This is a genomic window from Caulobacter sp. FG7, assembly GCF_057808875.1.
Map to the genome: position 1 here is coordinate 72,467 of NZ_JBMDIW010000007.1, position 23,522 is coordinate 95,988.

The following is a 23,522-nucleotide window of genomic DNA, read 5'->3' on the forward strand; positions in this document are numbered from 1 at the left end:
CCATGCAGGTGGTCATCCTCGCCGGCGGCAAGGGCACCCGGCTGGCCGAACGCCTGAACGGTCGACCCAAGCCGCTCATCGACGTCGACGGCGTGCCCTTGCTCCAGCGGCAGATCGAGGCGCTGCGCGACCAGGGCGCGACGCGTTTCCTGATCCTCGTCAACCACGCGGCTGACCAGATCGAGACCTTCTGCGCCCAGAACGACAATTTCGGCTGCCAGATCGAGCTGGTCGACGACGGCGATCCTCGCGGAACGGCCGGTGCGGTGCTGGCCTGTCTCGACCGGCTCGAAGACCGCTTCCTGGTCGTCTACGGCGACACGCTGTTCAACATCGACGTCCGCCGGTTCCTCGAGGCGCACGAGTCCTCCGACGCGGACGGCACGCTCTTCCTGCACCCCAACGACCACCCGCACGACTCGGACCTGGTCGAGGTCTCGGACGGCCTGATCACCGCCTTCCATCCCTATCCGCATCCGGAAGGGGCCGAGCTGCCCAATCTGGTCAATGCGGCGTTCTATGTGCTGGAACGGGCGGCCCTCGAGCCCTGGCGCGACATCGAGACGCCGTCCGACTTCGGCAAGAACCTGTTCGCGGCGATGCTGGCCAAGGGCGCTCGCCTGGCCGGCTACCAGAGCTTCGAATACATCAAGGACCTGGGCACGCCCAAGCGCCTGGACAAGGTGGAGCGGCATTTGCGCCAGGGCGTCGTCGCCCGCGCCTCGCTCACCGCGCCGCAGCGCTGTGTGTTCGTTGACCGTGACGGCACCCTCAACGAGCATCGCGGCTATGTCCGCAAGCCCGAGCAGCTGGACCTGATCCCCGGCGCGGCCGAGGCCGTGCGCCGGCTCAACGAGCTGGAGTACCGGACGGTCGTCGTGACCAACCAGCCGATCCTGGCGCGGGGCGACTGCGACGAGGCCGGCCTGCGGGCGATCCACAACCGCCTGGAGACGCAGCTGGGCCAAAGCGGCGGCTTCGTCGACGCCATCTACTATTGTCCCCACCACCCCGACGGCGGCTTCCCCGGCGAGGTGGCGGCGCTGAAGATCGACTGCGACTGCCGCAAGCCCAAGGCCGGCCTGCTCGTCGCTGCGGCCGCCGACCTGAACGCCGACCTGTCGCGGTCGTGGATGATCGGCGACACCACCAGCGACGTGCTGGCCGGCAAGCGCGCCGGGGTGCGCACCATCCGCGTGATGACCGGCGAGGGCGCGTCCGAGCGCAGGTATCCCGTCGCGCCGGACTTCGTCGCTTCCGACGTGCTGGCGGCGGTGACGTTCATCGACACCGGCTATGACGAGGTCGCCCGTCAGGTCCAGGACCTGGTGGCCGCCATCGAGCCTGGCGACCTGGTGCTGATCGGCGGCTTGGCCCGCAGCGGCAAGTCGACCGTGGCCTCGGTCCTGGCCAGTGAGCTGAACCTGTCCGATCGCCCGGCCCAGGCCATTTCGCTTGATCGCTGGATCGTGCCCGCGGCCGCCCGCGGCGCTGGCGACGTAACGGCGCGTTTCGAGACCGATCTGGCGCTCGCCGGCCTGGCCGGCTGGCTGGAAGGCGGGGCGCTGGACAGCCCCGCGCCCTTCTACGAACGCGTCACGCGGGAACGCCGCGAGGGCCTGCCCCTGCAAGCCGATGCGCGCTCGGTGGTGATCCTGGAAGGCGTGCCGGCCCTGCTTCTCGAGCCGAAGACCGAGCGCAAGGTGCATCGGGTCTTCGTGGAGGTCGACGAGGCCCTGCGCAAACAGCGGGTCGTGAGCGACCTGGTGGCGCGCCTGTCGATTTCCGCCGACGAAGCCGAGGCCGTCTATCTGGAACGCCAGTCCAGCGAGACGCCCGTGATCCTCTCCTCCCGGCAAAGCGCCGGCCGTGTCGTCGCCTTCTAATCAGGTCGAGCCTTTCGCATGATCATTAGCCGTACCCCGCTTCGCATGAGCTTCGTTGGAGGCGGTAGCGACCTGCCCGTCTTCTATCGCAAGCATGGCGGCGCCGTCCTGAGTACGGCCGTGGACAAGTACGTCTACGTCAGCATCAACCGGAAGTTCGACCAGGGCATCCGCCTGGCCTACTCGAAGACCGAAGAGGTCGAGAGCGTCAGCCAGATCGAACACAACATCGTCCGCACCACGCTGGACATGATGAAGGTCGACGGCGGGGTGGAGATCGCGTCGATCGCGGACATTCCTTCGCGCGGGACCGGGTTGGGCTCCTCCAGCAGCTTCACCGTGGGCCTGATCAACGCCGTGGCCGCCTATCAGGGCCGCCACGTCTCGGCCGAGGAACTGGGCCACGACAGCAGCCGCATCGAGATCGATCTCTGCGGCGAGCCGATCGGCAAGCAGGACCAGTACGCCGCGGCCTACGGCGGCTTCAATCTCATCGAGTTCAAGCAGGACGACAGCGTCGTGGTGACGCCGATCATCATGCCGCGGACGGTCCGCGACGAGCTCGAGCGCAACATCATCGTCTTCTACACGGGCATCACCCGCAGCGCGTCGCACATCCTCAAGGAGCAGAGCGCGGGCGTGGCCAGCGAGGTCCAGAAGCAGGAAACCCTCTGCCGGATGGTCGACCTGACCTACCAGCTTTCGGCCAATCTGCAGCGCGGCGACATCGCCTCGTTCGGCGAGATCCTCGACGAGAACTGGCAGCTGAAGAAGGCCCTGGCGTCGGGCGTCAGCAGCGGCGATATCGACGAATGGTACGGTCTGGCCAAGGCCGCCGGGGCCGTCGGCGGCAAGATCCTGGGCGCGGGGTCGGGCGGCTTCCTGATGTTCTACGCGCCGGTCGAGCGGCACGCCGAGATCGAACGCGCGCTGCATTTCCTGCGCCGGATCAACTTCGGCTTCGAGCCTTACGGCAGCCGGGTCATCTTCTACAGCCCGACGACCAACGCGGCCTGATCGAAAACTTGGCTTAAGCTTCGGGGGGAGCAACAACGATAAGGCCTGGCCAGGCCTTGAGTAACGTGTCTGGATTACACCATGCTGCCTGCGGAAAACTGCTTCTATCTCGTCCACGTTCCCAAGACGGCGGGAACCACGATGAGGAGCCTGCTGCTCGAGCACTTTCCGATCAACGGCACGGTGGACTCCTGGCGCCGCGAGGACGTCTTCGAGATCGATCCGGTGAAGGTGCGTAGCGCCGACCTGGTCATGTCCCACGCAGGGCGCTCGTTCGCGGAATACATCGATCGGGGCATCGACTACTGCGTGATCCTGCGCGACCCGACCGAGCTGCTGGTGTCCCAGTACCTGCAGATCCTCAAGGATCGTAATCACCCGATGCATGCCCGGGCGGCGCATGTCTCGCCCAAGAAGTTCGTGATCGACGGCGGCTTCGCCCGGGCGTTTGAGAACGTTCAGGCGAGGCACCTCTGCGCCGTTTCGCCGGCGCAATACGACATGCTCGAGGACGACTTCCGTTTCGCCGACCTCAAGGATCGCCGCCGCCGGCTCAGCACCTTCGTCGAAGGGTTCGACGCGCGGTCCATCCGCTATGCCGGCACGGTGGCCGACCTGCCTCAGGTCTACGAGCAGATCTGTGTCGACCGGCGCTTCGTCGCTCGTCCCGTGCCGCGTCTGAACGTCGCCCAGACGGCGCGGCCGGACATGGTGCAGGAACTGATGGCTGACCTCGCCGAGCATGGTCCGTTCGACCGCGCCCTGATCGAGAAGTTCGAGGCCCGGGCTCCCAACGGCGGCGCCAGCGCCAGCGCCTACGGGGCGACCCGCGTGAAGCTCGCCGAGACCGACAGCCTGCCGATAAACTCCGAGCTGTTCGACAGCGCCTGGCACCCGCCCGAGCCGTCGCCGGAAGGCGCCTGGCACCGCTGGTCGCGCGAGCCGACCGTCAGCGTCCTGCTGCCCGTGACCCGGCGCATGCGCGGGATCACGATGAGCTTCTTCGTGCAGGACCCCAAGACGATCGAGAACATGGAGATCTTGCTCGACGGAAAGCCCCTCAAGTTCAAGGCCTTCCGCAACAACGCCGCCCGCTTCACGGAGTATTTCGTCCATGCCGACGTGGGCAAGGCGACCATCGGCGAGCCCTACGCCCGGTTCGAGATCTCGGGCCTGCAGTCGATCCAGCCATGCCAGGTTCCCGGCGAGGGCGACAACCGGCTGCTGGGTATCTATCTGCGTCGCATGAGCATGCTGTTCTAGCCGGCGACGCCTTCGGAGCCGGGCGCGATCAGGCGGTCGAGGCACTGCCCCAGCGACGTCCGCCAAGGCTTGGGCCTTATTCCGTACACGCGCCCGATCTTCTCGCAAAGCAGGCGTGAGTTGGCCGGACGCCGGGCGGGCGTGGGATAGTCTATGGCGGGAATGGGTCGCACGGCGCTGCTGGGGCCGCCGCGGGCGGCCGATTCAGCGAAGATGGCCTCGGCGAACCCGGCCCAGCTGATCTCGCCTTCTCCGACCATGTTGAAGACGCCGCGCAGGGTCGGATCGTCGGGCGCGGCGTGGAGGCGGCGTGCGATCTCGATGACGGCGTGAGCGATGTCGAGCGCGTAGGTCGGGTTGCCTATCTGGTCGGCGACGACCGGCAGGGTCTCGTGGCTGGGCGAAAGGCGCAGCATGGTCCGTACGAAATTGACGCCGAAGGGGCCGAACACCCAGGCCGTGCGGAGGATCACGCGGCGCGGATTGGCGGCCGCCACGGCCAGTTCGCCGGCCAGCTTGCTGCGGCCATAGGCGTTGCACGGCGAGGGGGCGTCCTCCTCGTCGTAAGGGGTCGTCTTGGCTCCGTCGAAGACATAGTCGGTCGACAGGTGGATCATCGCCGCGCCCGCCGCCGCCGCGCCCTGGGCTAGCATGCCGGGGGCTTGGCCGTTGACGACTTGGGCCAGCGCGAGCTCCTGCTCGGCCTGGTCGACGGCGGTGAAGGCCGCGGCGTTGATCACGACGTCAGGGCGCAGTTGGGCGATCTGGCCTGGAACCTCGTCCAGGCGGGTCAGGTCCAGCTCCGGGCGGCCTATGAAGAGGACTTCGCCGCCTGGGGGGGGAGGGACTTCTCTGATGGCGGTCGCGATCTGCCCATGTTGGCCGACAATGACGACGCGCATCAAAAAGCCTTCTGCGGCGCAGGGAAGAGGGCGCGCTCAGGGGCGCGCGAGGACAGGGTCCCGAGGTGAGGCGCTACAGCGGCCCTGTCGTTCATGACCTTCGTCGTGTCTGCGATTGGCGCACGGTTGGGTATATACGAAATCTTGAGCCGCCCAGGCAAAAGGAATGACCCCCGCAGAGGGAGGTAATCGGGTTCGTGCGCCGTGGGAAGTCTTGGAGTGTTCTTCAGGCCGCGCTGGGCTGGGGATTGGCGTCGGCATAGGTCGCGCCTTCCCGAGTGGCGAGAAAACGGCGCGGAGCCAGGGGCGCCAAGCGCCCGGCGGCGACGGCGTCCTCGATCATCGAAACCGCGGCGGCGACGTTCGAATAGTCGATCGAGGCGGTCAGGCTGGACAGATCGTAGTTCCACCATTGCAGAGCCGTCAGGCGCTCGATCATGGCGTCGTCGAAGCGGTTGCGGATGTGGCGGGCCGGTACGCCGCCGATGATCGCGTAGGGCGGCACGTCCGTGGTGACGACTGCTCCGGCGGCGATCACCGCGCCGTCGCTCACGGTGACGCCGCGCAGGATGATCGCCCCGTGGCCGATCCAGACGTCGTTGCCGATCGTCACTGGAGGCTGGCCGCTGACCCGGGCGTGGGACGAACCGAGCCAGGCGCGGTAGGCCGGGAAATTGCCGCCCAGGCCGGCGGCCACGTCGGTCTTGTCGGAGATGAAGGGGTGGGTCGACATCCAGTCCACGGGGTGTTCGCCCGGGCCGATCACGACGTGGGCCGCGATCGAGCAGAAGCGCCCGATGGTGGCGTCGATGACCTGGGTGTCGTCCTGGATGTAGGTGAAGGCGCCGATGCGCGTACGACCGTCGAGTTGGCCGCAGAGCTTGATGGGCGCTTCGATCGTGGCCTGGCCTCTAATTCCGGCGATCGCGCCGCAACAGCCGATCGACGCCAGATCGCGGAAAACACTCTTGGCCATTGACCACCAACGCTTGCACTCGGGCGTGATGGCTTTCCTCGGAGGAGGAACCAATCCGATGCCCGTATCGTAACGCGGCTGCATCGAATTGGTTCCTGCCGAAACGTAGCAGACTGGCCGGGTCTCAGCCCTGCGTAGTGCTGGCCAGTTTCTTCACCCGCGCCGTGCTGGGCAGGGCCTTGGTGCTCTTGCGCTTCGCCGCGGCGAAGGCCTCAAGGATATAGCCCTCGATCAGCCTCACCATCTCGATCTCCGAGGGGAAGTGCTCGGCGAAGGCGATGCCGTTGCTGACCAGCTTGGTGGCGAAGGCTTCATTGTCGAGCACCTTCAGGACCGCGTCGGCGATGGCCTCCGGGTTGGGACGGGCCAGCACGCAGTTGTCCGGCGAGCCGTAGTTGATGCTGTTGCCGTTGACGTCCAGGTCGACCACCGGGCAGCCGCAGGCCATCATCTCGAACGGGACGAGCGACGGGTTGGTGGTCGAGAAGCACAGGCCCACGTCGCCGCTGCGATAGAGATCGCCCAGTTCCTCGATGGTGTCGGTCATGCCGACGTTCGTGAACTGGAACGGCACGTTCTTGAACTTCTCGCTCCGGTCTCCGTAGAACACGATCTCGACGTCCGGGCGCTTGGCCTTGACGATGGCGAGGGCCGCGACCCCGAGCGGATAGCAGCGGCGCGGCATGTCCGGACGGGCGAAGAACACGACCCGCTTGGTTTCCTGCTGCCGGTAGCGCGACGGGAAGTAGATGTTCCGGTCGATCGGGAAGCGGAAGAAGCTGCCCTCGGTGATGCCGAACTGCTGATTGAGCATCTGCAGCGGCCACGGGCCGGACGTGATCGGGTAGAAGCCGAACGAATAGGTCTCCATGGCGCGGACGTAGTCGGTGCCCATGGGGAAGAACATCGGCTCGAAGTCCTGCAGGAAGTAGACCTGCAGGCGCGACTTGTGCTTCTGGGCCTGAACCACGTAGGCGGTCGTCCAGTAGGTGCAGATCAGGACGTCGCAGTCGTCGATGTTGTCGGTGCCCAGCACGACTTCGTCGGCCAGGACATCGAAGAACTCACGGGCGATGAAGTCGCCGATCTCCGCTCCGTTGGCGAAACGGTGATTGTCCGGCAGGACGTAGATCGAGCAGCTGTGGCCGAACTCGGCCAGGTAGCGGATGGCCCGGAAGATGTTCCGGTGGCCGCCCGAGCCCTCGAAGGGCTGGGGGATGACCCAGGTGATGCGCAGGCCCGACTTGCGGGTCGCGGGCAGGCTGGCCGCCGGCTTGGCCTGGCCGTCGTCGCCGCCGCCATGGTGGCGGTCGATGATCTGGGCGTAGGTCCGCACCAGGCTCTGGCCGATCCGCTTGGGCATGTAGTAGCGCGAGCAGGTGAGGAAGGCTTCCTCGCCCACCTGGTCGCGCAGGGCCGGATTGTCGAGCAGGGCGCGGAAGGCCGCGTACCACTCGTCGGTCGTGCTGGCGGTGAAGCCGTTCACGCCGTTCTCGATGGCGTCCGAGAACGACGGCATCGGGGAGGCGATGGTGGGCACGCCGCACAGGGCGGTCTCGACGAACTTCAGGTTGCTCTTGGCGTGGCAGAACAGGCTGGCCTGCTCGAAGGGCGCGATGTTCATATACAGCGAGCCTGACTCGATGATCAGGTCCTGCCAGTCCATGAAGTCCAGGTGCACGATCTTGTGCGCCAGGCCCGGAAGATGCTTCTCGATGTCGAGATAGCCGATCAGCTTCAAGTAGACGTCGTCGTACTCGGCGAGGATGCGGCGCAGGGCGGGGGCGGCTTCCTCGAAGTCGCGCTGGTGGGTGTTCGTGCCGCTCAGATAGCCGATGAAGCGCGGCCCGCCGGACCAGCCGTCGTTGCCCTTGGCGATCTGCACCTGGCGGTTGTTGACGCCGAACGGGATCTCGTAGACCGGCTTGCGCGAGAAGTCCTTGATGTAGTCGAGCAGGAAGCTGGTCGAGGTCGTGACGTACTGGCACGCCATCATGGCCCTGGAGATGCTCTTGATGCCGTCCAGATACTCTTTCTGGGCCGGGGGCTGCATCTTCCGATAGGCGTCGATCTGATTGACCACGCCCGGATCGAACACGAGGTCGTCGATGTCGAAGACCAGCGGGATGTTCAGCTTCTTCACGAGGTCGAAGAAGCGCTCGACGCGGTCGTTGTAGCCGCTGCGGAACGCGACCACGATCGAGAATGTGCGGAGGTAGGCTTCGTCGTGGATTTCGGGATGGATGTCCCAGACCCATTCGGCGGCGATGCCTTGTTCGTTCAGCGACTCGATATGGTTGAACACACGATAGCGCTTGCTGGGCCCTTCATTGCAGCCCAGCAGGTATAGGACTTTCATCGGATGCCTCACGTTCAGTCTCTTCACTGGGAGGTGGAAAACTTGTCCACTCCCGCGGCGGCTGCTCGAGCCGCGAGTATTTCGTCAATCTTCTGGACGTCGCCCCACACCGCGGGGGAGTCGTAAGCCCGGTCGGGAAACGCCCCATATTCGGGGCGAATGGCGAGGTTTTGCTCTTGCAGGAACCGTTCGACCCGGTCCTTCAGGGCCAGGGGGGTTCCGCTGCAGCAATTGATGATCCCGTCCACCCGCGTTTGCAGGGCCGTGGCGGCGATCTGGTCGGCCAGCTCGTCGACGGGAATGAAGTCGTACTTGTTGAGGCCCGAGGTGAAGGGGAAGGTCTCGCGGCCCTCGCGCGCCCACTGCAGAATTTTCGAGAAGATCGACTTCCCGCGCTCGAAGTCGCCCTCGATGTAGTAGGCCCGGATCCACTGGAAGGTGACGTCCTTGCCGCTGAGGTAGATGGCCATCGCCTGGCGCAGGGTGTTCTTGGCCACGCCATAGAGGGAGCGCGGCTTCGTTGGCGTATGCTCGTCGATCGCGCCTTCCCAATAGCCGACCTCGTGCATGGTCCCCAGCACGGTCAATTGTTTGACCCCGAGTGCGACCATGTTGGTCAGGAAGCCATAATGGGCAGAAAGGTTCTGCATGTGGCTGGGCGCGTTGTGGTCGAAGCCGTCGGTCCAGGCCAGGTGCAGGCAGACGTCCGGGACCTGGCCGTCGGCGAAAGTCTGAGGCCCGATCTCCGAGAGATCGGCGCGCAGCACGGTGGCCCGGGGGTCGAGGTCGCTGCTATTCCGGTCGACGGCGACGACCACGGCGCCTGCGTCCAGCAGTCGGCGAACGACGTGCCGGCCGATGTAGCCGGCCGCGCCTGTGACGAGTACGGTTCGCGACATGGCGCCCGCCTTTAGCCCTTGGCCTGCTTGTTCGAAGCCCGCATCTTCAACGATCGATAGACCAGATAGGGGCCGACGACCGGCATGGCGACGAGGCGGATGAGGAAGCGGTAGGGCGCGGCGAGGCGCTGATACTTCCACGCCACGCGAAACGACGTGGCGTGCATCATGGCGTCACGGCGCGCCAGTTCGGCGTTCAGGGCGCCGATGGTGGTGTCGCGATCGGCGAGCAGCGCCCGCAGGGTCGAGGCCTGGGTCTGGAGTTCCGCAGCCTGGGTCTCACGCTCCTCGTGGGCGTGGATGTGGGTAAGTGGAGGCAGTTCCACCTGCGGCGGCGGGGGCGGCGAGATCGGGGTGGCGGCGGCTCCCGCAGCCGCGGCGGCGATCGCCTGGTTCGCCCGGGTCTGCAGAGCGGCGATGTCTTGCTTGGCCTGCGCCTGGGTGGCCGCGAGGTCCTGCTCAAGCAGCCGCACCTTGTTGCGGTAGAAATACAGCTGGGATTGACCCGCGGCGTCCGTCAACTTCTCAGAAGCATCCGACGGTGGAGCGTTCTTGGCCACGGCGAGCGAATTTCTCGGGGTACTGGCGAGGCTCTTGCTCTTTGCCGGCGCTCTTCTCTTGTTTGACGCTTCGCTCGGCATTACAGAAAACCTCTACCCCCGGAACGCCCCGCATAGTCGCGCTTTCGAGTGGAAAGCTGCTGGCGTCGTCAATGCTATTGAACCAGTATTTCATAGTGGCGGTTGCCGCCCTAAGCAAGTGCCCGCTGGCGTCGAGCCGCCCATCCCCACTCGCAACGAGCGTATCCGCCGTTACAGGTCGTTCCAAGCCTTGTTCCGCCTTGGCGGCGGTCACGAAGGTCTGGCCAAGCTTGGCGAGCGGCTTGACGCTATGGGCCAAACGACCTAGGAGCGCTGGGCGCTTCTTGGGGGTTGTCTATGTTCTTTCCTAGCTCTTCGTATGAGAATGCCGGACACTATGCCTCGGACTATTTTTCTCAGCTTTCTCAAGCCTATTCGACGCTAGATCTCGGCGCCATGAGCGCCGCCGGGCAGCTTCTGCTCGAAGCTTCGCTGAACCGGACCACCACGTTTTCGTGCGGTAACGGCGGTTCGGCCGCGATCGCCAACCACCTGGCCTGCGACTGCATGAAGGGCGTCCAAGCCGGAACTGCCCTGCTGCCGCGCGTTCACAGCCTTTCGGCCAACGTCGAGCTGATGTCGGCGATCGTCAACGACATGAGCGTCGAGGAGATGTTCGCCTTCCAGCTGCGTTCGCTGGGTTCGAAGGACGACCTCCTGATCGCCATCAGCTCGTCGGGCAACTCCCCGAACATCATCAAGACGCTGAACGACGCCAAGGCCCTGGGCATGCGCACCATCGCGCTGACCGGCTTCGACGGCGGCGGCGCGGCCAAGGTCGCCGACGTGAGCCTGTTCGTGAACGCCCAGAACTACGGCGTGGTCGAGGACGCTCACCAGTCGATCATGCACATTCTGGCTCAGTTCGTCCGCCAGAGCCAATTGACCGACCAAGCCACGCTCGGCTCGGTGAAGTTCTAAGCGGCCCATCGGCGACGCCCTCCCTCGTGGAGGGCGCCGCGGTATTGGTCGGAATGCTGGAGTAGAACGGGCTTGACCCTCGACATCACCGCCATCCGCGCCGCCGCCGATCGTCTCGCCGGCCACATCGAGCGCACGCCGTGCCGCTACTCGCGGACGCTGTCGAAGATTACCGGCGCGGAAGTGTGGGTGAAGTTCGAGAACCTGCAGTTCACGGCCGCCTACAAGGAGCGCGGGGCGCTCAACAAGCTGCTGCTGCTGTCGGACGCCGAGAAGCAGCGCGGCGTCATCGCCGCCAGCGCCGGCAACCACGCCCAGGGCCTGGCCTATCACGCCGCCCGCCTCGGCGTGCCGGCGACCATCGTCATGCCCAAGACCACGCCCTTCGTGAAGGTGCAGCACACCCGCGACTTTGGCGCGACCGTGGTCATCGAGGGCGAGACCTATGACGACGCCAACGCCCATGCCCGCAAGCTGCGCGAAGAGCAGGGCCTGACCTTCGTCCATCCGTTCGACGACTACGACATCATGGCCGGCCAGGGCACGATCGCCCTGGAGATGCTGGAGGACGCGCCGGACCTGGAGGTCCTGCCCGTGCCGATCGGCGGCGGCGGCCTGATCAGCGGCGTGGCCACCGCGGCCAAGGCCGTGAAGCCCGACATCCGCATCGTCGGCTGCGAGCCGGCCATGTATCCCTCGTTCACCGCCAAGATGCGCGGCGTGCAGGCCCACTGCGGCGGCCAGACCATCGCCGAAGGGGTCGCGGTCAAGCAGGTCGGCGAGCTGACTTACGGCGTCGCCCGGCCGCTGATCGACGACGTGCTGCTGCTGGAAGAGCCGCACCTGGAACAGGCCGTCTCGCTGTATTGCAACGTCGAGAAGACCATCGCCGAGGGCGCCGGTGCGGCCTCGCTGGCCGCCCTGCTGGCCTATCCCGAGCGCTTCCGCGGCAAGAAGTGCGGCCTGATCCTGTGCGGCGGCAACATCGACACCCGCCTCCTGGCCTCGGTGCTGACCCGCGAACTGGTGCGCGCCCAGCGCCTGGTGTCCCTGCGCATCGTCGGCGACGACCGCCCGGGCCTGCTGTCGACCGTTTCGCACGTGATCGGCACGATGGGCGCCAACATCATCGAGGTGAACCACAACCGCCTGGCGCTGGACGTGCCGGCCAAGGGCGCGGAGTTCGACATCACCATCGAGACCCGCGACGCCCAGCACACCCAGGAAGTCATCGACGCCCTGCGCGAGCACGGCTACCCGCCGCGCACGGTGTGAGGTCTTTCGGTTTCTGAAGAAAAAGGGCCCCGCTCCAGCTGGAGCGGGGCCCTTTCTGTTTTCGGTGCGTGGTCCTCGTCCTTCGACGAGCTCAGGATGAGGACCAGATCGCAATCCGTGCAGTCGAGAACCTCACCCTGAGCCTGTCGAGGGGCGGGGTTCTCGCACCGCCGTCTACAGCAGCGACGAGATCGCCGCGCGGGCCGCCTCGCCCAGGTCCGGGCGCTTGAGGGCCAGGGCGACATTGGCCTTCAGGAGGCCGATCTTGTCGCCGCAGTCGTGGGTGTCGCCTTCGTAGACATAGGCGTGGAAGGCCTGGTCCTGCATCAGCTTGGCCATGGAGTCGGTCAGCTGGATCTCGTTGCCGGCGCCCTTCTCCTGGCTGGCCAGCAGATCGAAGATCTCGGGCTGCAGGATGTAGCGGCCGGCGATGGCCCAGTTGGACGGCGCCGTGCCCTTGGGCGGCTTCTCGACCATGCCGCTCATGGTGGCCAGGCGTCCCTCGACCTTGCTGGGGGCGACGACGCCGTACTTGTGGGTCTCGCTCTCGGGCACTTCCTCGACGCCGATGATGTTGCCGCCGCCGACCTGGTCGTAGACCTCGATCAGCTGGCTGAGCGCCGACTTGGGGGCGTCGACGATGACGTCGGGCAGCAGCACGGCGAAGGGCTCGTCGCCGATGATGTCGCGGGCGCACCACACGGCGTGGCCCAGGCCCAGCGGGGCCATCTGGCGCACGAAGCTCATCTCGCCCGGCTTGGGCAACTCGTCGCGCAGCTGCTTGAGGATCTCGAGCTTGCCCTTGGCCTCGAGCTGCATCTCCAGTTCGATCTGGTGATCGAAATAGTCCTCGATCGCGCCCTTGCTCCGCCCCGTGACGAAGACGAAGTGCTCGATGCCGGCGGCTCGGCCTTCCTCGACGATGTAGGACAGGATCGGCCGGTCCACGACGTTGAGGAGCTCCTTCGGCGTCGACTTCGTCCCGGGCAGCACGCGGGTGCCCAAGCCGGCGACGGGAAGGACGGCCTTGCGGACGGGTTTCATGAGCACCTCGTGTCTGTGTCTCGGATGGACAGAGTTCTAGAGCGCGCCCCCTGAGCGCGCCACCACCGTTGCGTGACAACGGTGTCTGGAATGCGTTCCATCAACGGAATGATTGATGTTCGCGCCAAGCCTGCTAGCTCAGGACGCGGATTTGGCCATCGGAAACACTTTCATGCGCGCTCGGTTCCTGCTTCTCGCCGCCCTGGCCAGTGTTTCGCTGGCGGCGTGCGGTCCTTCCAAGGAAGACCTGGCCGCGCGGCAGGCGGCGGTGACCGCCTCCAAGACCGCCGGCGCCGAGTTTCTGGCCAAGAACGCCAAGGAGCCGGGCGTCGTCACCCTGCCCAGCGGCCTGCAATACAAGGTGATCCGGTCGGGCCCGGAAACCGGCCTGCACCCGCGTCCGATCGACGAGGTCAAGGTCCACTACGAGGGCAAGCGTCTCGACGGTTTCGTGTTCGACAGCTCGTACGAACGCGGCGTGCCGGCCTCGTTCCCGCTGCGCGGCCTGATCCCGGGCTGGATCGAGGCCATGCAGCTGATGCGCCCGGGCGACGAGTGGATGCTCTATGTGCCCGCGGATCTCGCCTATGGCGACAATCAGGCCGGGGCCGACATCCCGCCGGGCAGCACCCTGGTCTTCAAGATCGAGCTGATCGACGTGCTGCGCAGCAAACTGCAGGCTCCCAAGAGCTGATCCGCACACTGAGCATGGGCGCAATCCTTGCGCCCATGTTGCTGGCCGGTTTCAAATCGTTGCGGCGCGGTCAAAGCGCTTGGTTCTCCAAACCTCCTGGCTGATAGCGACAATCACTCGCAAGAAGCTTGGCTGGAGTTGGGGATGTCGCGCGTTTCGTTTGCTTCCGTTCTGATGGGGTCCGCCGCGGCCATGGCCCTGTCGGGCGCGGCCCTGGCCGCAGAACCCGCGCCGGACGCGGCCGATCTGGACGGCGTGGTCGTCACCGCCGCCGGCTTCGAGCAGAAGCTGGTCAACGCCCCCGCCAGCGTCACCGTGGTGCCCCGCGAGGAGCTGCAGGAGATGCGCGCGGCGAGCCTGGCCGAAGTGCTGACCAATGTCGAAGGCGTCGACGTCGGCTCGGCCGTCGGCAAGACCGGCGGCCTCAACATCAACATCCGCGGCATGGGCAGCGACTACACGCTGATCCTGATCGACGGCCGGCGCCAGAACACCGCCGGCAGCGTCACGCCCAACGGCTTCGGCGAAACCTCGACCAGCTTCCTGCCGCCGGTGGCGGCCATCGAGCGCATCGAGGTGGTGCGCGGCCCGGTGTCGACCCTCTACGGCTCGGACGCCATGGGCGGGGTGGTCAACATCATCACCCGCAAGGTCGGGACCAAGTGGAGCGGCACGGCCAGCCTCGACGGCACGCTGCAAGGCGACGACGAGTTCGGCAACCTCTATGGCGGCAACGTCTACGCCAACGGTCCGATCGTCCGCGACCTGCTGGGCCTTGCCGTGCGCGGCAGCTTCCTCAACCGCGAAGCCTCCAAGCTGACCTTCGAGAATGTCGGCGGCGTCGACGCGCCGATCACCGGCTTTGGCCGCAGCGCCACCAAGAGCGAATTGCGCACCATCGGCGCGCGCCTGACCCTGACGCCGCATGCCGACCACGACCTGTGGCTCGACATCGACGAGTCCACCCAGTGGTACGACAACTCACAAGGGCAGATGGGCACCAACACCACGGCAGGCGGCTACGCCAACGCCCTGGAGTTCAACCGCCGCCAGATCGCCCTGGCCCACAACTGGCGCCTGCCCTTCGGCCAGATCGAGAGCAACCTCTCGCAGGCCAAGACCGAGACCATCGGCCGGATCATCCCCAACGGGGTGGCCGGGGCCGGCGGCGCGCGCGACCTTGAGTCCACCAACACCATCTTCGACACCAAGCTCTATTCGCGCTGGAAGAACCACACCTTCACGATCGGCGGCCAGTATTGGGACGCCGAGATGAAGGACGGCGTCGCGCCGCAGCCGTTCGTGCACGAGCAATGGGCCGTGTTCGCCGAGGACGAGTGGCGCTTCACCGAGGGCCTGGCCCTGACCCTGGGCGCCCGCCACGACGACCACAGCGTGTTCGGCGGCCACTTCAGCCCGCGCGCCTATCTCGTCTGGAACGCCAACCAGAACTGGACCTTCAAGGGCGGCGTGAGCCAGGGCTTCAAGACCCCGCGCCTGGAGCAGCTGGCCCCAGGCATCAACGGCTTCGGCCAGCAGGGCCGCCTGCCGCTGCTGGGCTCGCCGGGCCTGCAGCCGGAAACCAGCACCAGCACCGAGGCCGGCGCCTATTTCGACAACAAGGCCGGCTTCACCGCCAACGTCACGGTCTTCCACAACAAGTTCGAGGACAAGATCGCCTCGGGCCCGCCGGTGACCAACTGCGCCTTCGGCCTGACCCAGGCGCAATACAACGCAGGCACGGGCCGTCCGGCCGGCTGCGTCGACGTGGGCTTCTTCCCCAACGCCGCCACCTTCGGCCAGAGCATCAACATCGACGAGGCGGTGACGCAGGGCGTCGAGGCGGCCGCCCGCTGGCGCTTCGCCGACGACTGGACGCTGGGCCTGAACTACACCTTCACCGACAGCGAGCAGAAGAGCGGGGCCGAGGCCGGCCGCAAGCTGACCGACACCCCCGAGCACATGGTCAACGGCAATCTGCGCTGGCGGGTGACCGATCGGGTGAACGCCTGGGTGCGCGGCGAGTACCGCAGCGAGCGCTATCGCGGCGAGGGCCCGGCCCGGGTCGCCCTGGGCGACTACAAGGCCTACAGCCTGTTCCACCTGGGCGGCTCGTTCAAGGCGACGGAAGCCGTCACCCTGAACGCCACGGTCTACAACCTGTTCAACAAGGACTTCGTGCGCCAGCTGCCCTATGGCACGCCTGTGGCCTACGCGCCGGAATACACCAACAACCAGGAACCCCGCCGCCTGTGGGTTTCGGTGCAGGTGGACTTCTAGGGTCAAGTCTCGTGCGTGGTCCTCGCCCTTCGACACGCTCAGGGTAAGGACCAGATACGGCGTCAGCGTTGGAAAACCTCATCCTGAGCTTGTCGAAGGACGAGGTTTTCCATCCCGCATGCCGCGTCAGTCGGTGAACACCACCGTCTTGCGGCCGTTCAGCAGCACCCGGTCTTCCAGGCGCCAGCGCAGGGCGCGGGCCAGCACGCGGCGCTCGATGTCGCGGCCCTTGCGGACCAGGTCTTCCGGCGTGTCGCGGTGGCTGATGCGCTCGACGTCCTGCTCGATGATCGGACCCTCGTCGAGGTCGCCGGTCACGTAGTGGGCCGAGGCGCCGATCACCTTCACGCCGCGCGCATGGGCCTGGTGGTAGGGCTTGGCGCCCTTGAAGCCCGGCAGGAACGAGTGGTGGATGTTGATGCAGCGGCCTTTCAGCTTGGCCGCCAGGCCGTCGGACAGCACCTGCATGTAGCGGGCGAGCACGACGATGTCGGTCTGCGTCTCCTGGATCAGCTTCCAGAGCGCGGCCTCCTGCTCGAACTTGGTCTCCTTGGTCACCGGCAGGTGATGGAAGGGCAGGCCCGTCAGGTCGACGTGGGTGTAGGTCTGCGCCGGATGGTTGGCGACGATGGCGGTGACGTCCATCGGGAGCTCGCCGATGCGCCAGCGATAGACTAGGTCGGCCAGGCAGTGGTCGAACTTGCTGGCCAGGATCATCACGCGATAGCGCTGCGCCGGGTCGCGCAGGGTCCAGCGCATCGAGAAGCCCTTGGCCAGGGCCTCGAACTCGCTGCGCAACGCGTCGCGGTCGGCGCCGTCCGGATCGAAGACGACGCGCATGAAGAAGTCGCCCGTCTCCTGGTCGTCGAACTGCTGGGCGTCGAGGATGTTGCAGCCGCGCTCGAACAGGAAGGTCGAGACCTTGGCGACGATGCCGGGCTGGTCGGGGCAGGAGAGGGTCAGGATCATGGTCCGTCTCCTCTAAAGCTTGGCTCGAATGAAGAAAAGCCGTGGGTCAGCACGTTTCTTGCGCTCGGGATGAGCTTTTCTCAGGTCGCGGCACGATCCTGCCCGGCGGGCGCCGGACGGGCTTGGCGGGCCGGGGCGGCGCGGCCTAGGCTTGATCCATGGTTTCCTCTCCCGAAGCGCTTTCCGTCCGCGCGGTCGACATCCTGGCCCGGCTGGTCTCGTTCGACACCACCTCGCGCGGCTCCAACCTGGCCCTGATCGAGTGGGTTGAGGCCTATCTGTCCGACCTCGGCGTCGCCTCGCGGCGTGTGCCCAACGCCGACGGGACCAAGAGCAACCTGATGGCCAGCATCGGCCCGGCCGTCGAGGGCGGGGTCGTGCTGTCGGGCCATACCGACGTGGTGCCGGTCGACGGCCAGCCCTGGTCGAGCGATCCCTGGACCCTGACCGAGCGCGACGGCCGTCTCTATGGCCGTGGGACCTGCGACATGAAGGGGTTCCTGGCCCTGGCCCTGGCGGCCGCGCCGGACCTCGTGGCCAGCGACCTCAAGCGTCCCGTGCACCTGGCCTTCTCCTATGACGAGGAAGTCGGCTGCCTGGGGGCGCCCGACATGATCGAGGTCATCGCCCGCGACGTGCCGAAGCCCGCCCTCGTCGTGGTCGGCGAGCCCACCGACATGGTCGCCGTCCAGGCCCACAAGGGCATCGCCAGCTACTGGGTGACGGTGACCGGCCGCGAGGCCCATTCCAGCCTCACCCACCTGGGCGTCTCGGCCAACATGGTCGCGGTGAAGCTGATGAGCCATCTGGTGGAACTGTCCGAGCGGCTGGAGCGCCAGGCCGACCCGGCCTCGCCATTCCTGCCCAAGGGCGCGACCCTGACCATCGGCCAGGTCAACGGCGGCACGGCGGTGAACATCCTGGCCCGCCAGTGCCTGTTCGTCTTCGACCTGCGCACGCCGCCGGGCCTGGATCCGGAAGGGATCCTCGCCGACTTCTTCGCCCTGGCCGCGACGCTGGACGCCGAGGTCAAGGCCAGGGCGCCGGAAGGCGGGGTCAAGGTCGAGGTGCGCTCGCTCACCCCGTCCTTCGCGCCCGAACCGAACGGCGTGGCCGAGGCCTTCGCCCGCCGCATGGCCGGCGACAACGGTCCGGCCCGCGTGGCGCCCTACGCCGCCGAGGCCGGGCAGTTCCAGGGCGCGGGCTTCTCCACGGTCATCTGCGGTCCCGGCTCGATCGACCAGGCCCACCAGCCCGACGAATATGTCGAGATCGCCCAGATGGAGCGCGGCGCCCAGTTCATGCGGCGCCTGATCGACGACCTCGCCACTGCCTGATGACGATCCGGCGGCCGAAGAAGGCCACCGGGTCCAGCGCCATGGCCCGCAGGATGTCGATCGCCGGGGCCTTGCGGGCGGCCTGGATCTCGCGCCGCGAAGCCAGGATCGGATCCAGGTCGGCCTTCACGAAGGCGGCCTTGAAGCCCTTCCACACAGGACCGGCGTCGCGCCGGCGCAGGTGCAGCAGGAAGAGGCCTGCGGTGACGGCGAAGTGCAGCGGCGCGCTCCACCACAGCATCGGCGAGGGCGTGTTCTTCAGGAAGGTCCACACCCTGTTCCGTGTGCCGTGGAACAGGGCGAAGTCCGAGCGCACGCCCAGCGTCGCCGAGCCGACGTGCTCGACCCGGGCGTCGGGCACCAGCAGGGTGGGTTCGCCGTCGAGCCGCAGCCGGTAGCCCAGGTCGACATCCTCGCAGTAGCAGAAGAACCGCTCGTCGAAGCCGCCCAGACGCAGGAACAGGTCGCGGTCCAGCATCATCGCCGCGCCGCAGCCTGAGAACACCTCGCCCTCGAAGACCTTGGCCGACGCCTTGCGGCGATAGCCGCCGCGGAACGGAATGCCGGCCGAGGTCATGACGTCGCCGGCGCCGTCCATCAGGTCTGGCTCGTCGGCCACCAGCTGCAGCGAGGCGAAGCTGTTGACGTCCGGATGGCGCTCGGCGGCCGCGGCCAGCTTCTCCAGCCAGTCGGGATGCGGATAGGCGTCGGGGTTCAGGAGCACCAGCCAGCGCCCCTTGGCCTGACGGGCGGCCAGGTTGTTGCCGGCTGCGAAGCCGGTGTTGGCGCCGGGCTCGATCAGCCGGATCGACGGATCGGCCTTGGCGGCCGCCTGCGGCGCGCCGTCGGTAGAGGCGTTGTCGACCAGCAGAACCTCGAAGTCGCCGAAGCTCTGGGCGGCCAGGCCCGTCAGGCAGCGGGCCAGGGTGGGGCCGCTCTGGTAGGCCACGACGATGACGCTGAAGATTGGCGCCGTGGCCTTGTCAGAGGCCTTGGATCGGGCCATGCGTGCCAGCTCACTCTCTAGGGGTTGTTCCAATGAAGATCACGCCGACGGCGATTCCCGAGGTCCTGCTTATCACGCCCGCGCGCCATGGCGACGAGCGCGGCTGGTTCTCCGAGACCTTCCGCCAGTCAGCGCTGGAGGAGGCGGGTTTCAACGGCGGCGCGTTCGTGCAGGACAATCACGTGCGCTCGACCACGCGCGGCATCGTGCGGGGCCTGCACTTCCAGAAGCCGCCGCAAGGCCAGGCCAAGCTGCTGCGTTGCGCGCGCGGCGCGATCTTCGACGTGGCGGTCGACATCCGCGTGGGATCGCCCACCTACGGCCAGTGGGTCGGCGCCGAGCTGTCGGCCGACAACGCCCAGCAGCTGCTGGTGCCCGAGGGCTTCGCCCACGGCTACTGCACCCTGACCGACGAGTGCGAGGTGCTCTACAAGGTCACCGGCTACTACGCGCCCCAGGCCGAAGGCACGCTGCGCTTCAACGATCCCGCCATCGGCATCGACTGGACCATCCCCTACGCCGACATGTCGGCCAACGCCCGCGACGCCGCGGCGCCGCTGCTGGCCGACCTGGTCAGCCCCTACGCCTACGAAGGCTGAACCTGAACCAGCCGCGACGCCGCCCAGTCGGCCGCGTCGCGGACGGTCTCGTCCGGATCGCTCCGCAGGGGCTCCACCACGGCCATCAGGCCCGGCTCGCCGCTGTTGCCGATAGCGTAGAGCACGTTGCGCACGAAGCGGTCGCGGCCGATGCGCTTGATCGGGCTCTTTGAGAACAGCGCCCGGAACGACGGATCGTCCAGCACGGCCAGTTCCGCCAGGGGCGGGGCCTTCAGCGTCTCACGGGCGTGGAACTTGGCCTCGGCCGACAGGCTGGCGAACTTGTTCCACGGGCAGGCCGCCAGGCAGTCGTCGCAGCCATAGATGCGGTTGCCGAGCATGGGCCGGAACTCGTCCGGGATCGGCCCGGCCAGCTCGATGGTCAGGTACGAGATGCAGCGCCGCGCATCCAGTCGGTGCGGCGCGGGAAACGCCCCCGTCGGGCAGATGTCCAGGCAGGCCCGGCACGAGCCGCACCGGTCGAACTCGGCCTCGTCCGGCGGCAGGTCCAGCGTCGTCAGCACGCTGCCCAGGAACAGCCACGAGCCGAACTGGCGCGAGACCAGGTTGGTGTGCTTGCCCTGCCAGCCCAGGCCCGCGCGCTGGGCCAGCGGCTTTTCCATCAGCGGGGCGGTGTCGACGAAGACCTTGACCTCATTGCCCCATCGCCGATGCATCCAGCCGGCCAGCTGCTTGAGGCGCTTCTTGACCACGTCGTGATAGTCGTCGCCCCGGGCGTAGACGCTGATGGCGGCGCGATCGCGGTGCTCCAGCTGGGTCAGCGGATCGATGTCGGGGCCGTAGTTGATGCCCAGCACCACCGCGCTCTTCGCATCGGTCCACATGGCGGTGGGGTGGCTGCGTCGCTCGAGCGTCTCCTCCATCCAGCCCATGGCCCCGTGCAGGCCCTCGGCCACGAACTGGCGCAGCCACTCGCCGTTGGGCCAGGCGTCGGCCGCCGAGGCGAAGCCGCAGGCGTCGAAGCCCAGCGCGAGGGCTTCGCGGCGGATCTCGTCTCGAACGGCTTGAAGCGTCAGATCAGAAGTCGAGGTCGTCATAGTGCGCGGCCGGCGCGAGGCCGGGCCAGCGATCGGCCAGGATGGGCCTGAAGCACGGCCTCGATTTCAGCTTCATGTACCAGGTGCGGACCGCGGGGAAGTCCTTCCACGGCACGTCGCCGAAATAGTCGATGACGGAAAGATGCGCCGCGCCGGCGAAGTCGCCGAGACTCATGCGGCGGCCGGCCAGCCAGTCGCGCTGCTGCAGCAGGCTTTCCATGTAGCCCATGTGATTGCGCAGGGCGTCGCGGCCCTGGCGCAGGGCGCCGAGATCGGGCGCGCCCATCCGCAGCAGGCGCTTCTCCATCTTCTCGTGCAGCAGGAAGCCGTTGACCTCGTTGTCGAACTTGCGGTCGAACCATTGCATCAGGCGCCGCGCCTCGGCGCGTTCGCCGGCCTCGCGGCCCAGCAGGGCCGGCTCGGGCTCCTGTTCCTCGATGTGCTCGAGGATCGCCCGGCTTTCGCAGATCACGGCGGTGCGCTGATGGCGGGTCTCGACCAGCACCGGCGTCAGGCCCGACGGGTTCAGCGTCGTGAACTCCGGAGGCGACTCCCAATAGCGCACCTGGACCTCGGAGAACGCCACCCGCTTTTCGCCCAGCGCGAGGCGCACCTGGCGCGAGGCCGGGTCCAACGGGAAATGGTGAAGAGTGCGTTCGACGCTCATGCCCACATGCGTTCAGGCTGCATCGTCTGATCGATGCGCCGCTTTGCTTAACAAGATATTGCCGAGCAAGGACTATTCAGAGGAATGGGCGTTTTTGCCCCCTCAGTCGCTCCGCGACAGCTCCCCCAGAGGGGGAGCATCTTTCGGCGCGGCGCTTTCGAAATCCTTCCCCTCTGGGGGAGGTGGCCCGGAGGGCCGGAGGGGGTCTTCGCGGCGCTTAACTGTTCGCCCGCGCGATCAGCGCCGTCGTGCTCTGGCCCGCCTTCAGGTCGGCCAGCACCACGCGGCCGCCGCCCGCCAGCACCACGTCCGAGCCGACCACGGTCTCGACCGTGTAGTCGGCGCCCTTGACCAGCACGTCGGGCTTGATGGCGGTGATCAGCTCCAGCGGGGTGTCCTCGTCGAACAGGGTGACCAGGTCGACGGCCGAGAGCGAGGCCAGCACGGCGGCGCGGGCGTCTTCCTTCTGCACCGGCCGGGTCGGGCCCTTCAGGCGCTGGACCGAGGCGTCGGTGTTGAGGCCCAGCACCAGGCGGTCGCAGGCGGCCTTCGCCTGGGCCAGAAGCGAGACGTGGCCGGGGTGCAGAAGGTCGAAGCAGCCATTGGTGAAGCCCACCTTCAGGCCCCGTGCGCGCCAGCCGGCGACGATCTCCAGCATCCGCTCTCGGGCGGCGATCTTTTCCTGCCCCGGATCGCCGTGGGCGCCGGCCAGAACGGCCTTCAGCTCGCCGGCGGTGACCACGTCGGTGCCCAGCTTGGCCACGACCAGGCCGGCGGCGGCGTTGGCCAGGCGCGCAGCCGCCGCCAGGTCGGCCCCGGCGGCCAGCGAGAGGGCGAGCGTGGCGGCCACGGTGTCGCCGGCGCCCGAGACGTCGAACACCTCCAGCGCGCTGGCCGGCAGGTGGACGTGGGCCGCGCCGCGCTGCGACAGGGTCATGCCGGCCGCGCCGCGGGTGACCAGGGCGGCGGAAAGGTTGGGGGCGGCGGCCAGGATCGCCTCGCCGGCGGCCTCTGCGGCCTCGTCGCCGGCGCCGGCCACGCCTGTGGCCTCTGCGGCCTCGCGGCGATTGGGCTTGATCACCGTCGCGCCGTCATAGCGCGAGAGGTCGCGGCTCTTGGGGTCGACGATCACCGGCTTGCTGGCGGCGCGGGCGGCGGCGATGGCGGCGGCCAGGACTTCCGGGGTCAGCACGCCCTTGGCGTAGTCGGACAGCACCACGACGTCTGCGGTGGGCAGGGCCTTCTCGAAGGCGGCCAGCACCAGGCCGGCGTCGGCCGGATGGCGGTCCTCGCGGTCGGCGCGCAGCATCTGGTGCGAGGCGGCGACATAGCGGGTCTTCTCGGTGGTGCGGCGGCTGGCATCGAGCGCCAGGGCGCTGTCCAGGCCCGGCTCGCGCTCGACCAGGGCGGCCACGGCGCGGCCGGCGTCGTCGTCGCCGATCAGCCCGGCCAGCACCGCACGCCCGCCCAGGGCGGCGACGTTGCGGGCCACGTTGCCGGCCCCGCCCAGCATGGTGGTCTCGCGCTCGATGGCGATCACCGCCACCGGCGCTTCGGGCGAGATGCGGTCGACCGCGCCATAGACGAACCGGTCGAGCATGACGTCGCCCAGCACCAGCACGGTCTTGCCGGAAAAGGCGTCGGGCAGGCGGGCCAGGGTGTCGTCCATGGAGAAGGGGCTCGTCATTGGGAGAAGGCCGCTAATTGGGCGCATCGCGGCCGGAGAGCA

20 protein-coding genes are annotated in these 23,522 nt (G+C 67.4%); 9 read left to right on the forward strand and 11 right to left on the reverse strand.

Annotation, left to right across the window (positions count from 1 at the left end; genetic code table 11):
* The first annotated feature begins 2 nt into the window (after positions 1-2).
* From ACODR1_RS07645 to ACODR1_RS07655, 3 genes are all read left to right on the forward strand, one after another.
* On the forward strand, positions 3-1,886 hold the full coding sequence (locus ACODR1_RS07645) for an HAD-IIIA family hydrolase (RefSeq protein WP_488879917.1): 1,884 nt from the start codon (positions 3-5) through the stop codon (positions 1,884-1,886).
* Between the two features lie 45 nt (positions 1,887-1,931).
* Positions 1,932-2,903, forward strand: a complete 972-nt coding sequence (locus ACODR1_RS07650) for a GHMP family kinase ATP-binding protein (protein WP_488879918.1) — start codon at positions 1,932-1,934, stop codon at positions 2,901-2,903.
* Positions 2,904-2,984: 81 nt separating this feature from the next.
* Entirely contained in the window at positions 2,985-4,166 is a 1,182-nt protein-coding gene (locus ACODR1_RS07655; protein ID WP_488879919.1) for a hypothetical protein, read from the forward strand.
* On the opposite strand, the gene rfbD is transcribed toward ACODR1_RS07655, so the two are convergent.
* The 5 genes from rfbD to ACODR1_RS07680 form a co-directional block, all read right to left on the reverse strand.
* Complete coding sequence (gene rfbD / locus ACODR1_RS07660) at positions 4,163-5,068, reverse strand: dTDP-4-dehydrorhamnose reductase (RefSeq protein WP_488879920.1); 906 nt, start codon at positions 5,066-5,068, stop codon at positions 4,163-4,165. The genes ACODR1_RS07655 and rfbD overlap by 4 nt on opposite strands.
* Before the next feature lie 226 nt (positions 5,069-5,294).
* Positions 5,295-6,044: a CatB-related O-acetyltransferase gene (locus tag ACODR1_RS07665; protein WP_488879921.1), complete on the reverse strand. Its 750-nt coding sequence runs from the start codon at positions 6,042-6,044 to the stop codon at positions 5,295-5,297.
* 124 nt (positions 6,045-6,168) lie between these two features.
* Entirely contained in the window at positions 6,169-8,403 is a 2,235-nt protein-coding gene (locus tag ACODR1_RS07670) for a glycosyltransferase family 4 protein (RefSeq protein ID WP_488879922.1), read from the reverse strand.
* 23 nt (positions 8,404-8,426) lie between these two features.
* Positions 8,427-9,302, reverse strand: coding sequence for an NAD-dependent epimerase/dehydratase family protein (locus ACODR1_RS07675; protein ID WP_488879923.1), 876 nt, complete (start codon positions 9,300-9,302; stop codon positions 8,427-8,429).
* 11 nt (positions 9,303-9,313) lie between these two features.
* Positions 9,314-9,823, reverse strand: coding sequence for a hypothetical protein (locus ACODR1_RS07680; RefSeq protein WP_488879924.1), 510 nt, complete (start codon positions 9,821-9,823; stop codon positions 9,314-9,316).
* A gap of 417 nt (positions 9,824-10,240) precedes the next feature.
* On the opposite strand from ACODR1_RS07680, the gene ACODR1_RS07685 reads away from it, so the two are divergent.
* Positions 10,241-10,864 (forward strand): D-sedoheptulose-7-phosphate isomerase, encoded by a 624-nt coding sequence (locus tag ACODR1_RS07685; protein ID WP_488879925.1) that lies wholly within the window; start codon positions 10,241-10,243, stop codon positions 10,862-10,864.
* Between the two features lie 72 nt (positions 10,865-10,936).
* Positions 10,937-12,139 carry a threonine ammonia-lyase gene (locus ACODR1_RS07690; protein WP_488879926.1) on the forward strand — a complete coding sequence of 401 codons (1,203 nt, stop codon included), beginning with the start codon at positions 10,937-10,939 and terminating at the stop codon, positions 12,137-12,139.
* A 174-nt stretch (positions 12,140-12,313) separates the two neighbouring features.
* Here the strand turns inward: ACODR1_RS07690 and galU are convergent, their stop codons facing one another.
* On the reverse strand, positions 12,314-13,183 hold the full coding sequence (galU, locus tag ACODR1_RS07695; RefSeq protein WP_488879927.1) for a UTP--glucose-1-phosphate uridylyltransferase GalU: 870 nt from the start codon (positions 13,181-13,183) through the stop codon (positions 12,314-12,316).
* Positions 13,184-13,355: 172 nt separating this feature from the next.
* Here galU and bamJ point away from each other — a divergent pair, with 172 nt between their 5' ends.
* Positions 13,356-13,877, forward strand: coding sequence for a BamJ family beta-barrel-assembly machinery protein (bamJ, locus tag ACODR1_RS07700; RefSeq protein ID WP_488879928.1), 522 nt, complete (start codon positions 13,356-13,358; stop codon positions 13,875-13,877).
* A gap of 144 nt (positions 13,878-14,021) precedes the next feature.
* Positions 14,022-16,157: a TonB-dependent receptor domain-containing protein gene (locus ACODR1_RS07705; protein ID WP_488879929.1), complete on the forward strand. Its 2,136-nt coding sequence runs from the start codon at positions 14,022-14,024 to the stop codon at positions 16,155-16,157.
* A gap of 126 nt (positions 16,158-16,283) precedes the next feature.
* Here the strand turns inward: ACODR1_RS07705 and purU are convergent, their stop codons facing one another.
* A complete protein-coding gene (gene purU / locus ACODR1_RS07710) occupies positions 16,284-17,126 on the reverse strand; it encodes a formyltetrahydrofolate deformylase (RefSeq protein WP_488879930.1) in 843 nt (280 codons plus the stop codon).
* A gap of 158 nt (positions 17,127-17,284) precedes the next feature.
* Here purU and argE point away from each other — a divergent pair, with 158 nt between their 5' ends.
* Positions 17,285-18,463 carry an acetylornithine deacetylase gene (gene argE, locus ACODR1_RS07715; protein WP_488879931.1) on the forward strand — a complete coding sequence of 393 codons (1,179 nt, stop codon included), beginning with the start codon at positions 17,285-17,287 and terminating at the stop codon, positions 18,461-18,463.
* Here argE and ACODR1_RS07720 read toward each other — a convergent pair.
* Positions 18,426-19,469, reverse strand: coding sequence for a glycosyltransferase family 2 protein (locus tag ACODR1_RS07720; protein WP_488879932.1), 1,044 nt, complete (start codon positions 19,467-19,469; stop codon positions 18,426-18,428). The two genes, argE and ACODR1_RS07720, sit on opposite strands and share 38 nt — an antisense overlap.
* A 32-nt stretch (positions 19,470-19,501) precedes the next feature.
* Between ACODR1_RS07720 and rfbC the strand changes: the two genes are divergently transcribed.
* Positions 19,502-20,068: a dTDP-4-dehydrorhamnose 3,5-epimerase gene (rfbC, locus tag ACODR1_RS07725; protein ID WP_488879933.1), complete on the forward strand. Its 567-nt coding sequence runs from the start codon at positions 19,502-19,504 to the stop codon at positions 20,066-20,068.
* On the opposite strand, the gene queG is transcribed toward rfbC, so the two are convergent.
* The 3 genes from queG to rfaE1 all read right to left on the reverse strand — a co-directional run bounded on the left by queG (position 20,056) and on the right by rfaE1 (position 23,462).
* Positions 20,056-21,126, reverse strand: a complete 1,071-nt coding sequence (queG, locus tag ACODR1_RS07730) for a tRNA epoxyqueuosine(34) reductase QueG (protein ID WP_488879934.1) — start codon at positions 21,124-21,126, stop codon at positions 20,056-20,058. The genes rfbC and queG overlap by 13 nt on opposite strands.
* On the reverse strand, positions 21,107-21,793 hold the full coding sequence (gene fzlA, locus ACODR1_RS07735; RefSeq protein WP_488879935.1) for an FtsZ-binding protein FzlA: 687 nt from the start codon (positions 21,791-21,793) through the stop codon (positions 21,107-21,109). Before fzlA ends, queG begins: the two co-directional genes overlap by 20 nt.
* 217 nt (positions 21,794-22,010) lie before the next feature.
* The gene (gene rfaE1, locus ACODR1_RS07740; protein ID WP_488879936.1) at positions 22,011-23,462 is read right to left on the reverse strand and encodes a D-glycero-beta-D-manno-heptose-7-phosphate kinase; all 1,452 of its coding nucleotides are present in this window, start codon (positions 23,460-23,462) and stop codon (positions 22,011-22,013) included.
* Between the last annotated feature and the right edge of the window lie 60 nt (positions 23,463-23,522).

Coding starts and splice junctions, on each gene's coding strand:
- ACODR1_RS07705 (WP_488879929.1), top strand. CDS start 14,022: ATGTCGCGCGTTTCGTTTGCTTCCGTTCTGATGGGGTCCGCCGCGGCC.
- ACODR1_RS07645 (WP_488879917.1), top strand. CDS start 3: ATGCAGGTGGTCATCCTCGCCGGCGGCAAGGGCACCCGGCTGGCCGAA.
- galU (WP_488879927.1), bottom strand. CDS start 13,183: ATGAAACCCGTCCGCAAGGCCGTCCTTCCCGTCGCCGGCTTGGGCACC.
- ACODR1_RS07720 (WP_488879932.1), bottom strand. CDS start 19,469: ATGGCCCGATCCAAGGCCTCTGACAAGGCCACGGCGCCAATCTTCAGC.
- ACODR1_RS07670 (WP_488879922.1), bottom strand. CDS start 8,403: ATGAAAGTCCTATACCTGCTGGGCTGCAATGAAGGGCCCAGCAAGCGC.
- ACODR1_RS07685 (WP_488879925.1), top strand. CDS start 10,241: ATGTTCTTTCCTAGCTCTTCGTATGAGAATGCCGGACACTATGCCTCG.
- argE (WP_488879931.1), top strand. CDS start 17,285: ATGGTTTCCTCTCCCGAAGCGCTTTCCGTCCGCGCGGTCGACATCCTG.
- rfbC (WP_488879933.1), top strand. CDS start 19,502: ATGAAGATCACGCCGACGGCGATTCCCGAGGTCCTGCTTATCACGCCC.
- purU (WP_488879930.1), bottom strand. CDS start 17,126: ATGATCCTGACCCTCTCCTGCCCCGACCAGCCCGGCATCGTCGCCAAG.
- queG (WP_488879934.1), bottom strand. CDS start 21,126: ATGACGACCTCGACTTCTGATCTGACGCTTCAAGCCGTTCGAGACGAG.
- ACODR1_RS07675 (WP_488879923.1), bottom strand. CDS start 9,302: ATGTCGCGAACCGTACTCGTCACAGGCGCGGCCGGCTACATCGGCCGG.
- fzlA (WP_488879935.1), bottom strand. CDS start 21,793: ATGAGCGTCGAACGCACTCTTCACCATTTCCCGTTGGACCCGGCCTCG.
- rfbD (WP_488879920.1), bottom strand. CDS start 5,068: ATGCGCGTCGTCATTGTCGGCCAACATGGGCAGATCGCGACCGCCATC.
- rfaE1 (WP_488879936.1), bottom strand. CDS start 23,462: ATGGACGACACCCTGGCCCGCCTGCCCGACGCCTTTTCCGGCAAGACC.
- bamJ (WP_488879928.1), top strand. CDS start 13,356: ATGCGCGCTCGGTTCCTGCTTCTCGCCGCCCTGGCCAGTGTTTCGCTG.
- ACODR1_RS07665 (WP_488879921.1), bottom strand. CDS start 6,044: ATGGCCAAGAGTGTTTTCCGCGATCTGGCGTCGATCGGCTGTTGCGGC.
- ACODR1_RS07655 (WP_488879919.1), top strand. CDS start 2,985: ATGCTGCCTGCGGAAAACTGCTTCTATCTCGTCCACGTTCCCAAGACG.
- ACODR1_RS07650 (WP_488879918.1), top strand. CDS start 1,932: ATGAGCTTCGTTGGAGGCGGTAGCGACCTGCCCGTCTTCTATCGCAAG.